Consider the following 13338-nt stretch of genomic DNA (forward strand, 5'->3'; position numbering starts at 1 on the left):
CGGCGGGACCTGGAGCACCGGCGGGACCTGGAGCACCGGCGGGACCTGGAGCACCGGCGGGACCTGGAGCACCGGCGTAGTCACCTAGCAACAGCGCCTGAGATGAGCTGTGCGGGGTTTCCCCGCACAGCTCTCTCTCGTTTTCAGGGGGCTGTTGTGACTTGATGCAAGGCGAGTGGCGGAGGGAGTAGGATTCGAACCCACGAGGCTTTTGGCCCAAAGCATTTCAAGTGCTTCGCATTCGTCCGCTCTGCCATCCCTCCGCGCGCAAAGACATACTAGAGCCTCGGCAAGGGAGGCAGCGCGTTTGTGTCAGTGAGTGGGTGTCGCTTCGATCTGTCCGAGGAGTTCGCTGATCAGCGGGTCAGGGGTTGGCTGGGGTTCTGGACGAGCATGCCGATCGTTGAAGGTGGGATACGATCCCAGGAACTTGACATGGCCTAAGTAGCGATTGAGATCACTGATCACCTCTTGGACAGACTGATCAGCGATGTGGCCCTCGAAGTCGATCGCGAAGCAGTAGATGCCGATCCCAGTTTTGGTCGGACGAGACTCTAGTTTGGTAAGACTGATACCACGAGAGGCGATCTCCGCCAGGATCGAGAGCAGGGAGCCTGGACGATCCTCGACTTGGAAGCAGACGATGCTCGTCTTGTCATGTCCGGTCGGCTGTGGGATCGTGTCATTGTTCAAGAGGAGAAAACGCGTGGAGTTGGCGGCATGGTCGTCGATGTCGGCGATAAGTACATCGAGACCGTAGAGCTCTGCGGCACGTCTCGGCCCGATTGCGGCGATCGACTTCGTTTTCGTATCGGCGACAATTCGGACCGCTTCAGCTGTTGAATCCGTGTGGTGGAGTTCGGCTTTTGGCAGCTGATCTCGGAGGAAACGGCCCACCTGTGCGAGGGCATGGGCGTACGAATAGACGGCGCCAATATCCTCGAGCTTGGCACCCTTGGTAGCGATGAGCTGCTGGCGAACGGGGAGGATGAACTCCGCATAGATGTGGAGTCGAAAGCGAAAGATCAGTGCGTCCAGGGCTGGGGTTACGGTTCCTTCGATCGAGTTCTCGATCGGCACAAAACCATAGTCGCAGTTCCCAGCAGCGACATCGCAGAGGACGTCCTCGATAGTGGGGCGCGGGAGACCGTTGTAGTTGCGCGTTCCCATGAATTCGATCAATGCCTCCTCGGTGAAGGTCCCTACGGGCCCGAGGTAGGCGATACGCACAGGGTGAGGTTCGTCCATAGGAGGAGACTAGCCGGAGTCACCTTGCCCGGTAGGCTCAAAGGGTGCATGAAAATCCAACAGATGGGCTCCGACGGGGTGACTTTGGCTGGTTCGATGCTGGACGCCGGGCAAGGATTGGGATTCCCGAGGCGATCTTTGCCACCGGTAAGAGTGATGCTGCCCTCGTCGAGATGGTTACATTTGCGCTCGAGGGCGAGGGCCCCGTACTCGTCACTCGATTCGATCCCAGCCGCTTCGCACTTGTCGCTGATCGTGCGGATTGGCTCGCTTTCCCTCCGATCGATGAGGGAAGTCCTTACGTCACCTTGGTCGCCCGTCCACTGCATTTGGGCGAACAGACAAGGGTTGCCATCCTTGCAGCAGGATCCTCTGATCGGGTGATGGCACTCGAAGCACAGGCGGTCCTCACCGCGCTAGGGGTGAGGTCACGATTGATTCTCGATTGTGGGGTGAGTGCGATCGAACGGACGATGGTGGCCCTAGACGAGGCCTCTGACGCAGAGGTCTTCATTGTGCTCGCCGGATTCGAGGGTGCGCTCGCCACCGTGGTTGCTGCATCGGTTGCGCAGCCGGTGATAGGAGTACCAACGTCAGTCGGTTACGGAGTCGCGCGTGCAGGAGAGACGGCCATGGCCTCGATGCTCGCGTCGTGTGCGCAGGGTCTCATGGTGATGGGAATCGATAACGGCTTTGGTGCCGCATGTGCCGCCCTTCGTATCTTGGGAACCGAGCCACGCTAACGTGCGTACGCTCGTGATCAACCCGGCCCACGGCGTGGCAGGTGACATGCTGATGGCTGCGTTGGCTAGTGCGACGCAATCCTTCGAAGCATTGGAGGCACTCTTCGCGCCATTGAATGCAATCAGTTGGTGTTCCCTCGACTTCCAGTCCGTCGATCGATCCTCCCTGCGTGCAACCCATTGTTTGGTCAATATTCAAGAAAGCGCACCCAAGCTCTCACTTGACGAGTTGCAGTCCTGGGTGAAGAAGCTCCTCGATGAGACGACAGGTAGCCGCATAGCCCTCAAGGCGCTCGACCTGTTGGCAACGGCAGAGGAGGAGGTCCATGGCTCTTCAGTGCACCTCCACGAGCTGGCATCGGTCGACACGTTAGTTGATTTGGTGGGAACCGCGTACCTCTGCGCTCGGGCTGGTATTGACGCCGTCTCGATTATGCCAATTGGCGTTCATTTTGGCTCACTTGCGATGGCGCATGGCCAACTGCCCCTCCCAGGGCCAGCTGTACTGTCGCTGCTTGCCAAGGCAAAGTTGCGGGTGGTCGTCGCACCAGGCGAGGAGAGCGTGACGCCCACTGGTGCCGCTCTACTGGCCGCGCTGGCTGCGCTCTTTCCTCATGGATCTGGCGACGGCGTGATCGCTGGCGTGGGTTATGGGGCAGGTACACGGGATACTCCAGGGCTAGCAAACGTGTGTCAGGTGGTTCTCGTTGACGATCTGGTCGGTGACGCTGCTCTCGTGGAGACCGTTGGGGTGCTGGAGACCTACCTCGATGATGTGAGCGGTGAACTGTTGGGCAATTGCATTCAAGAGAGTTTGGATGCTGGTGCACTCGATGCGTACATGACGCCAGCAACTGGTAAGAAATCACGTCCTGGGGTGTTGCTTACTGTTCTTGTGAAGCCAACGGAGATGGATGCGATGGTCGCCCGCGTGCAACGGTTGCTCAGAACTCCAGGGGTTCGATTTCGTCTTCAACAGCGGCGTCGTCTTGTCCCCTCCTTTCAGGAGGTGGAGGTCGAGGGTCACCTGGTGATGGTGAAGGTCACCTCAGCTGGTGCGAAGCCAGAGTTCGAGGATCTGCGCCGGGTAGCGCAAGTGCTCGACATGCCTCTTGGCGAACTGCACGACCGGGTGATGGGCGCCTACCGGTCGATCGGTGTCAGTAGTGCGGAACGAACTTCGCAGCAGACCAAATACCAGGTAATAGTGAACAAGGAGGAGTGATGAGGTTTCGTCAGTTAGGGATGTCGGGTCTTCGGGTGTCAGAGGTTGGCCTCGGCTGTAATAACTTTGGTGGTCGGCTTGAATTTGAGGCATCGAAGGAGGTGCTCGTTGCCGCCTTCGAGGCCGGCATCACCCTCTTTGACACCGCTGATATCTACGGAGGTAACGGTGCCTCGGAGGAGATCATGGGAGAGGTGATCAAACCCTTTCGACATGAGATCGTTCTTGCTACCAAGTTCGGCATGGACATGGGTGATCGAGATGTCGCACGTGGATCTCGGCGCTATCTTATGAGGGCGCTTGAAGCCTCTCTTCGCCGCCTACAGACTGACCACATCGATCTGTATCAGCTGCACCAACCTGATCCACTCACGCCGATCGAGGAGACGCTTGCAGCGCTTACCGATGCGATCCATCAGGGCAAGATCCGTTACATTGGATCGTCAAACTTTGCCAGTTGGCAACTCGTGGAAGCTGAGCTTATCGCGCGAACGCTAGGCGCTGAGCGATTCATCTCGGCGCAAAACCACTACTCGATGGTGGAACGAACGGTGGAGGATGAGCTGATACCAGCGGCCAGTAAGTATGGTGTGGGTATCCTGCCGTTCTATCCATTGGCCTCAGGTTTGTTGACGGGGAAGTTTCACCGGGGGGTGGCGCCGGTCGCTGGTACACGACTCGCCTCGCGCCCTCAGCAACTCGACAACGCTGAGTGGGATCTGATTGAGAAGCTTGATCACTATGCGCATGACCATGGAATGGAGCTTTTGGATCTCGCCTTTGCCTACTTGCTCGGTGAGTCGCAGGTAAGTTCCGTGATTGCCGGGGCCACCTCAAGGGCGCAGGTTGAACGCAACGTCGCCACCCAGGGCCATGCACTCACGGCTGATGAGTTGAGCGAAGTACGGTCGCTCTGTGCTGCAGGAAGCACGCCGTCAGCTTGAGCGAGAGACGAGTGCAGCGGTCATCATCTTGTTGATGGCCAAGGACGAGCCGAGCTACTAAGGCCAGGAACGAGTTGCTCAAGCCAAGGGGCCGTTGGTGACCCCTTGGCTCAGGCGCGGAGGAGGTGGGATTCGAACCCACGGTGAGTTGCCCCACACGCGACTTCCAATCGCGCCGATTCGGCCGCTCTCGCACCCCTCCAGGTCTCAGAACCGTTCGGTTCCGAGCGTGCTACACTAGCTTATAGTTTCTTTGGACCGTGTCCATCACGGAGGTCGGGCCCCACGTGGCGGGACCTCGTGAACCGGGTCAGGGTCGGAAGGCAGCAGCCCTCAGCAAGGTATCTCGGGTACCGTGGGTCGCCTGACCTCCGTGATGGACACGGTCCTTGGAGCACAGGCGTTTTGGGGGAGCTGCCGACATTAGGATGGCGTCGTGTCCGCGAACTATCAGTCCCTGTATCGGCGGTTTCGACCCCAACGCTTCTCGGAGGTGCTTGGACAGGATCACGTCACGAGGGCACTGCGAGCGGCTGTTGCCTCAGACTCTGTCGGCCACGCCTACCTGTTTTCAGGGCCACGAGGTACAGGAAAGACATCGACCGCTCGGATCCTTGCCAAGGCATTGAACTGTGAAAATTTGGTTGATGGTGAACCGTGCCTTGCCTGTGCGTCGTGCGTCTCGATTGCGTCGGGAGCCTCGGGGGAGGTTGAGGAGCTTGACGCTGCCTCGAACTCTGGTGTAGATGCGATGCGATGGTTGATTGGGACCGTCGCCACGGCTGGGACAGGTCGATGGAAGGTCTACATCATCGATGAGGTTCATATGCTCTCCACTGCTGCGTCGAACGCGCTGTTAAAGACACTCGAGGAGCCACCGCCGCACGTTATTTTTATTTTGGCGACGACAAACCCGCAAAAGGTACTCCAAACGGTCGTCTCACGAACCCAGCATTTTGAGTTCCACCTATTGGACATGTCAGCGGTAGGCGAAGTTGTCGATGATATTGCGAACCGTACTGGGGTTGAGCTCAATACGGCGACCCGTGAGTGGGTTCTTCGGCGGGGACGAGGATCGGCCCGAGATACCCTCTCCGTTCTTGAACAGGTCTTGGCGCTTGGACAGGTCATTCCAGAGGTCGACGCATCCATAGAGCTGGCAGTGGCGAGCTTGCTGGAACTTGATGCCAGTGCAACGGTGCTGGCGGTGGAGGAGCTCTTGCAGTCAGGCAATGATCCTCTCTGGGTCGTCACCGAGCTCTTGGTTCGTCTGAAGGAGCAATTTCTCGCAGCCCTTCGTGGCGAGGGAGGGGAGTACCCACTTGCTCGTATAACGCGGGCAATGGAGACCTTAGGACGTTTGAGTATCGGTGTTCGTGATGCCCTGGATCCGGGGGTGGTACTTGAGGCAGTCCTTGTGCAGTTGGTGGCGGATTCGGCTAGCGGCGCTGATCTCGAACAGCGGGTCCGACGACTCGAGGAATCGCTCGGCTCAAGTACTCCCATGCCGCCATCACGCGAGCTAGCCACAAGCGATAGCAGGTCCCAAAGTGTGGAGGCGGTGCGACGACCTTCTCGGGAAGACGTTGGCCCCTCAAAATCTCCAAGTGGTGATCTCGCACGTCTTCGTGGCGCGATTGGCCGACCTTCTAGTCGGCCTAACTCGCCAGCGTCTGTCGGTTCGGGAGCTGGCCAACCTCCAACAACAGAACCTCCGATGACAGAACCTCCATCGAAAGAGCCTCCATCGAAAGAGCCACAGACCCTTAGCTCGCAGACGCCAGATTCACTGCTCCCTCGCCGCGAAGGGGACACTGGGCAAGAGAGACGACTAGCGCCTGAGGCTGGGTCCAAGGAGACTGGGTCCAAGGAGACTGGGTCCAAGGAGACTGGGACTCCAGCTGTGGCTCCGGATGACGTCGTCGCCGAAACGAGTGACTCGGTAACCCTCGGTGACTCGTCGGAGGAACATCGAGACGGGACCCACGTAGGGAGAATGGAGGCAGACTCCACGGAAACGACGCGAGCACCATCAATGGCGACGATCCAAGAGGTCACAACCCCACTGACCGATGAGTCGGAGCTCGCAACGCGGAACGACAAGGGGAGTGATGAGGGGCACCTGGAACCGACTGCCTTGCAGGGGCCCGATGGCGCGCTTGATCTAGCGGCCACAGATCAGTTGCGTACGTTGATCCAGGCTGAGTGGCTTGAGCGTTATCTTCCCGCGCTGCAACAGCGCAATATCCGCACGTGGATCCGTGATACTCGGCTGACGGTTTTGGGCGCGGGGGAGATAGGCATCGTCCTCGATCATGAGACGCGGCGTAAGAAGCTTGAGCCCTACCTCAACGAGATCATTGCTCTGCTGCGTCAACTCTACGGAGGACAGCTGGACTTCCGACTCGTGCTAGAGAGCGAGACAGATCCAGCGACAGCGAACCGCTCTGATGGGCTAACAGACTCACCTGAGGAGCTGATCTCCGAGGCTGATGACGAGGAGTTCACCACCTCGGTACCGACGCAGCGTTTTAGTGATGATGCGATCGTTGCTAATGTCACCGAGGTCTTTCCAGGAGCACGATTGATTCAGGGGGAGCTCTAGACGATGTATCCTGCCTCCTTGGCAAAGCTCATGGATGAGCTTTCTCGGTTGCCCGGCATCGGCCCCAAGTCGGCGCAACGAATCGCGCTCTTCATGGTCAAGCGAGGGCCACAAGATGCGCAGCGGCTAGCGGATGCACTGACGGACGCAGTGACGAATACCAAGCGCTGTCGAGAATGCTTTGCACTCAGTGAAGATGAGCTCTGTGGCGTCTGCGCGAATCCAGGCCGTGATCGGACGGTGATCTGTGTGGTAGAGGAACCCAGAGATGTGCTCGCTTTCGAGCGTGGCCTGTCCTTTCGCGGGTTGTATCATGTGCTTGGCGGTGTGATCAGCCCAATGGATGGCGTAGGACCGGAACAGCTACACCTCAGTGAGCTGCTCAACCGCTTGCGTGATACCTCCGTCAAGGAGGTTATTTTGGCTACCTCGTCGACAATCGAGGGGGAAGCGACGGCGACCTATATTGCCAAGCTTGTCAGCCCAGCTGGGGTTGGCGTTTCTCGGCTGGCGACGGGGGTGCCGGTTGGAGGCGACCTCGACTATGTCGATGAGGTGACCTTGTCACGTGCGCTCGATGGACGTTATCGCCTGTAGTTAGTGCTGTTGCTCCTGCACGATCTCAATTAACGTTCCGTTTGCGCTCTTGGGATGCACGAAGGCGACAAGCGTGTCTCTGGAACCAGGGCGTGGCACGTGGTCGATGAGTTCAAAACCCTCCGCTTCGAGCTCCTGGATGGCCGCGGCGCAGTCGGGAACTCGTAGGCCGATGTGGTGGAGTCCCTCGCCACGCCGTTGGAGGAACCGGGCAACACTTGAGGATTGGTCATAAGGCGAGACGAGCTGGATATAGGAGTCAGCCACTTGCAGCAACACCTCGTCGATGCCGTCAGATTCGACGCGTTCGCGGTGTACGACACGACCACCGAGGGCGACGTAGTGTTGGATGGCCGTTTCGAGGTCGGCAACGGCGATAGCCACGTGGTCAATCTCGGTCGTATTCATGTATTCTCCACGGTCTTGGCGCGAGCAAATCGTTGAAAGAGGGTGATCTTGTCCTCGCCGACACGGTCGCGAAGGGCCTGATCGGTGACGCCGAGTCCATCGGCGGGACTCAGACAACGGATGCCGACCTTGCCTTCGTGAAGGTTCGCGCGTACGACATTGACCGCTCGGCCTACATGTTCGAGGTCAAAGGTTGCAGAAAGCACTGGTTGTACTCTACCTTTGGCGATGAGCTTATTGGCTTCGTAGGCTTCGCGATAGTTAGCGAAATGGCTGGCTTTGATGGACTTGAGCTTCATCCAGAGGTGACGATTGTCGTATTCGATGCGATAGCCAGTGGTAGCGGCACAGGTCATGATCAACCCGCCGCGCTTGGCGACATAGACGGAGGCCCCCATCGTCTCGCGCCCAGGATGCTCAAAGACGATGTCTGGATCCTCTCCGACGAGGGCGCGAATATCGCTGCCAAAACGTCGCCACTCGCTCTCGTCTTGGGTGTTCTCATCCTTCCAAAAGCGATACCCATTAGCGGAACGATCGATGATGTATTCGCAGCCCATCTCACGCAGCAGGGCTGCCTTTCCGGGGGATGAGACGACTCCCACCGGGATGCCACCACCGTTGAGTACATATTGGACGGCATAGCTGCCGATCCCGCCGGTTGCACCCCAGATCAGCACCACCTGACCTTGGGTCATGTGTGCTCCATTCTTGGAGACGATCATACGGTAGGAGGTGGAGTTGCACAACGGGTTGACTGCTGCCTCCTCCCAACTCAAATGAGCAGGTTTTGGCATGAGCTGGTTGGCTTTGACGATGGCAAAATCGGCAAGTCCGCCAAAGTTCGTCTCAAAGCCCCAGATCCGCTGCTCGGTGGCCAACATCGAGTCATCGTGAGAGGAGGGATCTTGGTCATCGACGTAGTTACAGTGGATCGTCACGCGATCGCCGACGTTCCAGTTCCGTACCGCGGAGCCGACTCGAACGATGATGCCTGAGGCGTCGGAGCCAATCACGTGGTAGTCGAGGTCATGGCGACGGTTCCAGAGGTTGTGCGACCGGCCCATGCGCTTTAGGAAGTCAAAAGTAGGCACCGGCTCAAAGAGTGAGGACCAGACGGTGTTGTAGTTGATCGATGAGGCCATCACCGCTATGACCGCTTCGTCTGGGGCGAGTTCGGGCACGGGAACGTCGTCGACGTGTAACGAACGTGAAGGGTCTCTGTCCGCTGACGGGATCCCCTCAAACATCGAGATCTCGTCTTTGCGGAGAAAGGCGGCTCGATAGTGGTCAGGGAGGGGCAGCTGGGCCAACTCCTCTCCGCTCGCGTTGGCGAGGATGGCATCGATGAGTTCCGTTGTCATCCTCGTATGCTACCAGCAAGGAGGAGGATTCTTGATGCATGAGGAGTCTCTCGTATACTAGAAGTACGAAGAAAGGACGCACGATGGCAAATTCTGTAATCGTATCAGGAGCACGAACCCCTATTGGGAAGCTCTCAGGCGCACTTGGATCGTTGACAGCAATGCAGCTCGGATCGATCGCGATCAAAGGTGCGCTCGCTCGCGCCAGCCTGGCACCAGAGATGGTTGAGTATGTGTTCATGGGGCATGTGCTCCAGGCTGGACAGGGTCAAATCACCGCGCGACAGGCTGCTGTTGGTGCTGGCATACCAATGACGGTGCCCTCCACTACCGTCAACAAGGTGTGTCTCTCTGGTCTCAATAGTCTGCACCTAGCGGATCTCATGATTAGGGCTGGGGAGGCTGACATCGTGGTGGCCGGTGGCATGGAGTCCATGACCCAGTCCCCCTACTTCCTCCCCGGGGCGCGGGGCGGTTTTCGCATGGGTGATGTTCAGCTCATCGACTCGATGCTCTATGACGGGCTCTTCTGTGCGTTCGACAAGATGGCCATGGGCCTCGCAACCGAGCAGTATCTGCAGGTCACTCCGATTCCTCGAGAACGACAGGATCGCTTCTCGATGCTGTCTCATGAACGCGCGGCTAAGGCGATCAAGGATGGAAGAATGGCCAAGGAGATCGTTCCTGTGGCAGTTCCTCAGCGCAAAGGTGATGATCTGATCATTGAGACCGATGAGGGCGTCCGTCCGGAGACGACGATGGAGTCACTTGGCAAACTGCGACCTGCTTTTAGCAAAGACGGAGCCATCACGGCGGGTAACGCCTCTCAGATCAGTGATGGTGCTGCAGCGCTGATCGTGATGTCACCGGCGAAGGCCGAGGAGTTGGGCTTGACACCACTCGCTGAGATCATTGGCTATGGCCAGGTAGCTGGTCCCGATACGTCGCTGCTGCACCAGCCCTCCAATGCGATCAACGATGCGCTGCGACGTGCCAAGATGAGTGTCGGAGATGTCGATCTTTTTGAGATCAACGAGGCCTTTGCTGCGGTTGCGGTCGCCTCCATGGATCATCTCGGCATTAGTGAAGACGTCGTGAACGTCAACGGAGGTGCTATTGCAATGGGGCACCCGATCGGGGCATCCGGCGCTCGTCTTGCCCTGACGCTGATCACAGAGCTCGCCGAGCGAGGCGGAGGCGTTGGGGCCGCCGCTCTCTGTGGGGGTGGGGGTCAGGGGGATGCACTGCTTATCCGTGTCTAGTCGTCGCCGACACGAGATCATTTGGTTGGTGTGTTTTTCGTTAGACGGGTGCCTTGTCTCTGTGTAGGCAAGCTTGATCAGGTGCTCGTCGTCGGCACCTGCTAAAGAACGTTTGAGTCGAGCCGAAGATTGGATCATGAGGATTGGTCTGGTCGTAATTTGCGATTCGTTCGTCAGTTCGCAAGATGTCATGGCCTTCGCTGGCGTGTTGCTTGCCCATAGGAGCGAACTCGAGTTTGTTCGGGCTATTGGCCTCCATCCGCTTGGAGCTCAGTACTGGGACGCCCTGACATCAAACTCATTGTTCTCAAGTTGGGTTGAGCCCATACAGCTATTAGACCCACGAGATAACCGAGTTGAGGCACTTGCGAGGGCTGCGGTAGGAGGTGAGGAGGTCGTTATAGCAGTTGCCCCGTTGGCTCGTATCAGCTATGAGGATGTTCTGCAGTTTGCCACCAAACTCAAGAATTTCACTAGCCTCGCATCGATTCAAGTACCACATTTGACCGCGGATCAAACATCGTCTACTGTATGCTTTCTGACTGGAGATCATTCTCTCTTCGGATTGCAGCTCGGTCCAGCTACAACTGCTACTGACTTGATCGACGAATTAGCGGTAAATTTTGTGAAAAGACAGAGGATGGGGAATCAGGGTGCAGGAAATATTTCTGCACTTTTAGTAGTGGATACTCCCAATACATCCATACTTGATCCAGGCATGCCTTTGGATTTGACGGTGGTTGTTCCGACTCTAAATGCTAGTTCACGGCGGTTTGGGCGATTTTATCGGTCGCTCTATGAGACTACTGATGCGCCCTTTCAGTTAGTAGTTGTAGATAATGGAAAGAGTGCCCAAGGGTTTTCAGATCCGGTTAACGCTGGGATCCGTGCTTGCACTACAAGATATGTAGTTGTTGTGAATGATGATGTAGTATTCAAGTCTGGATGGTGGGCCCCATTGCGAAAGGCACTCCAACAGGGTGCTTGGGTAGTATTTCCGCTTACTGATAGCCTGATGCGGAAGGACTTTGCCGCATGGTGCTTCGCATTGGACGTTAATTATCTCGATCAATTTGCTCATAGTTCCGATGAGTTATTTGACCCAGAGTTGCGGATATGGTTTCAAGATTCTGATTTATACCTGAAACTACTGCAGCTCGGCAAGCCTCCACAAATGGTACCTGAAAGTCTGATTGCTCATGAGTTCTCTGCCACTGTTGGCGGTGGTAATTGCAACCTGGAGGAGTGGATTCATGATGTTGTGGTTCACGATAAGGAGAAATTTGTAGAGCGATGGGGGATAGAGGCTCTCGCGACTGTGGGTTTCTTAGATTCATCCGCCGTTATGTAGTATTTCCGTAATAAAGAAGTGATTCTGCACTTTTTGGGTCGACCATGGGTTCGTGTCAAGAAAGAAGAGTTGTAGCTGCTTGTATAAGTTAGTTGCCGTGTGACTTGAATGGGGTATATTGATGTTTGTTGTCGGAGTTTGCATCGGCGACGAGTCCGCCTACCAACAGATTGCTTTACGGTCGTTATTAGCTGGAGATCTCCATGATAGCGTGCTGATCGAGATGCGTAATCAGGTTTCGATTCACGCAGCCTATAACGCCGTACTCCAGCAGGCTCGAGAGCTACCTGAGCTGGAGGGGGTGATCCTCGTGCATCAAGATCTTGAAATGCGTGATCGACATGTGGTGGAAAAATTGAGGAAAATATTTCTCGATCAATCGGTTGGGGTAGTCGGAGCTGTTGGAGCTGTTGGTGTACAGACGTTGAGTTGGTGGTTGGGAGATATCAAGGGCTCAATAGCGGAGACGCGTCAAGTGGTTGGCGATGGTTGTTTCGACGTCGATGTTGATATGGTAGACGGCTGCTTTTTGGCGTTGTCACCTGATGTGGCTCGGAAGTTACAATTTGACGAAGTACATTATACGGGTTTTCATGGTTATGATGCTGAGATTTGCTTTGCCGCTCGTTCCCGTGGATTTCGAGTAGTGACGGGTGAGTTCGATCTGTTTCATGCGACAAAAGGTGGGTATGGGGATTATACTGCATACTGCTTGAACAACGACTCCTTCCGAGAGAAGTGGGTTCTTTGTGATACTCCTGAACTGAGTAGTGGTCGGCTAGGTTTGCAGCATAATAGAAGGAAGCTGGAGATTGGTGGTGGATCAAATTGCCGCGAGGGTTGGTTGAATCTTGATCCAATTCACGGTACTGGGGACCTCAGAAGAAGGGCAGAAGATGGGGTCTGGCCCCTTGGGGACGGTCTGATGATGTGTATTTACGCCTCTCATGTCATGGAGCAAATTCCTGCTGGTCAGGTTAGGATCCATGTCATGAATGAGGCATGGAGGGTTCTCGAGCCTACAGGTACGCTGGAGATCCGCGTGCCGTTGTTCCCCACAGCAGTTGCCATCGCAGATCCTACGCATGTTTCATTCTGGATTCCGGATTCCATTAAGTATTTCATTGGTGCGTCGTCTGAACCTGAGGATTATGGTATCCAGAAGTGGAATCTGGCCTCGATGGCTGTCCTTGATGGGTGGGAGTTAAGGTGTGTTCTAGTAAAGCCTCTTGATAGGACGGCAAGGGTGAATAGCGTTGTCGAGGAGGAATTGATTGGTGTTAAAGAACGCATTATGGTAGACCAAGGTGTTTGATAGGGTTCCACTGGCCGATGGCTCGGCTGTAGAAGGCTATTGAGGCATGATTTCCGTGGTAACGTTAGGTGTCTGAGATAGTTGGATATGTACTTAGGAGAGGCATGGGCCCTTAGGGGCGGGGAAGGTAGCAATGGTAGGTGTTAGCGTGTTGCCGACTTGACCAGCTGGTTGGGCGGGGGATCGTGGAATAAAAACCGGCTCTCCTGACATTCATGTGGATGAAAATGCCGTCTCGTAGGGCAGCTTCAAGTCAATCGGTCCACAAGCTAGCAT

Annotated in this window: 11 protein-coding genes, 2 tRNA genes and 1 other RNA gene; 9 read left to right on the forward strand and 5 right to left on the reverse strand. The window is 56.3% G+C overall.

What is annotated here, in order from left to right:
* Positions 1–176: 176 nt before the first annotated feature.
* A tRNA-Ser gene (locus M7Q83_RS13095) sits at positions 177–263 on the reverse strand.
* Between the two features lie 49 nt (positions 264–312).
* Positions 313–1248 (reverse strand): prephenate dehydratase, encoded by a 936-nt coding sequence (gene pheA, locus M7Q83_RS13100; RefSeq protein WP_298339710.1) that lies wholly within the window; start codon positions 1246–1248, stop codon positions 313–315.
* A gap of 44 nt (positions 1249–1292) precedes the next feature.
* On the opposite strand from pheA, the gene larB reads away from it, so the two are divergent.
* The 3 genes from larB to M7Q83_RS13115 are packed head-to-tail and all read left to right on the forward strand — an operon-like array spanning position 1293 to position 4160.
* The gene (larB, locus tag M7Q83_RS13105; RefSeq protein ID WP_298339713.1) at positions 1293–1991 is read left to right on the forward strand and encodes a nickel pincer cofactor biosynthesis protein LarB; all 699 of its coding nucleotides are present in this window, start codon (positions 1293–1295) and stop codon (positions 1989–1991) included.
* A gap of 1 nt (position 1992) precedes the next feature.
* A complete protein-coding gene (locus M7Q83_RS13110; protein WP_298339716.1) occupies positions 1993–3216 on the forward strand; it encodes a LarC family nickel insertion protein in 1224 nt (407 codons plus the stop codon).
* Positions 3216–4160 (forward strand): aldo/keto reductase, encoded by a 945-nt coding sequence (locus M7Q83_RS13115; protein ID WP_298339719.1) that lies wholly within the window; start codon positions 3216–3218, stop codon positions 4158–4160. Before M7Q83_RS13110 ends, M7Q83_RS13115 begins: the two co-directional genes overlap by 1 nt.
* A 117-nt stretch (positions 4161–4277) precedes the next feature.
* Here M7Q83_RS13115 and M7Q83_RS13120 read toward each other — a convergent pair.
* Positions 4278–4362 (reverse strand) — tRNA-Ser (locus M7Q83_RS13120).
* 72 nt (positions 4363–4434) lie between these two features.
* Between M7Q83_RS13120 and ffs the strand changes: the two genes are divergently transcribed.
* From ffs to recR, 3 genes are all read left to right on the forward strand, one after another.
* An RNA gene (gene ffs / locus M7Q83_RS13125) (signal recognition particle sRNA small type) lies at positions 4435–4533 on the forward strand.
* A 63-nt stretch (positions 4534–4596) separates the two neighbouring features.
* A complete protein-coding gene (gene dnaX, locus M7Q83_RS13130; protein ID WP_298339722.1) occupies positions 4597–6765 on the forward strand; it encodes a DNA polymerase III subunit gamma/tau in 2169 nt (722 codons plus the stop codon).
* Positions 6766–6768: 3 nt separating this feature from the next.
* Entirely contained in the window at positions 6769–7362 is a 594-nt protein-coding gene (gene recR, locus M7Q83_RS13135) for a recombination mediator RecR (protein WP_298339725.1), read from the forward strand.
* On the opposite strand, the gene mce is transcribed toward recR, so the two are convergent.
* Positions 7363–7770, reverse strand: coding sequence for a methylmalonyl-CoA epimerase (mce, locus tag M7Q83_RS13140; RefSeq protein ID WP_298339728.1), 408 nt, complete (start codon positions 7768–7770; stop codon positions 7363–7365).
* A complete protein-coding gene (gene ccrA / locus M7Q83_RS13145) occupies positions 7767–9134 on the reverse strand; it encodes a crotonyl-CoA carboxylase/reductase (RefSeq protein WP_298339731.1) in 1368 nt (455 codons plus the stop codon). Before ccrA ends, mce begins: the two co-directional genes overlap by 4 nt.
* A gap of 83 nt (positions 9135–9217) precedes the next feature.
* Here ccrA and M7Q83_RS13150 point away from each other — a divergent pair, with 83 nt between their 5' ends.
* The 3 genes from M7Q83_RS13150 to M7Q83_RS13160 all read left to right on the forward strand — a co-directional run bounded on the left by M7Q83_RS13150 (position 9218) and on the right by M7Q83_RS13160 (position 13062).
* On the forward strand, positions 9218–10396 hold the full coding sequence (locus M7Q83_RS13150) for an acetyl-CoA C-acetyltransferase (protein ID WP_298339735.1): 1179 nt from the start codon (positions 9218–9220) through the stop codon (positions 10394–10396).
* 415 nt (positions 10397–10811) lie between these two features.
* Positions 10812–11747: a glycosyltransferase gene (locus M7Q83_RS13155; protein WP_298339738.1), complete on the forward strand. Its 936-nt coding sequence runs from the start codon at positions 10812–10814 to the stop codon at positions 11745–11747.
* Positions 11748–11868: 121 nt separating this feature from the next.
* On the forward strand, positions 11869–13062 hold the full coding sequence (locus M7Q83_RS13160) for a glycosyltransferase (RefSeq protein WP_298339741.1): 1194 nt from the start codon (positions 11869–11871) through the stop codon (positions 13060–13062).
* Positions 13063–13338 lie beyond the last annotated feature (276 nt).

Origin of the sequence: Ferrimicrobium sp., from assembly GCF_027364955.1 — a bacterium.
In the GTDB taxonomy this organism is placed as follows: Bacteria; Actinomycetota; Acidimicrobiia; order Acidimicrobiales; family Acidimicrobiaceae; genus Ferrimicrobium.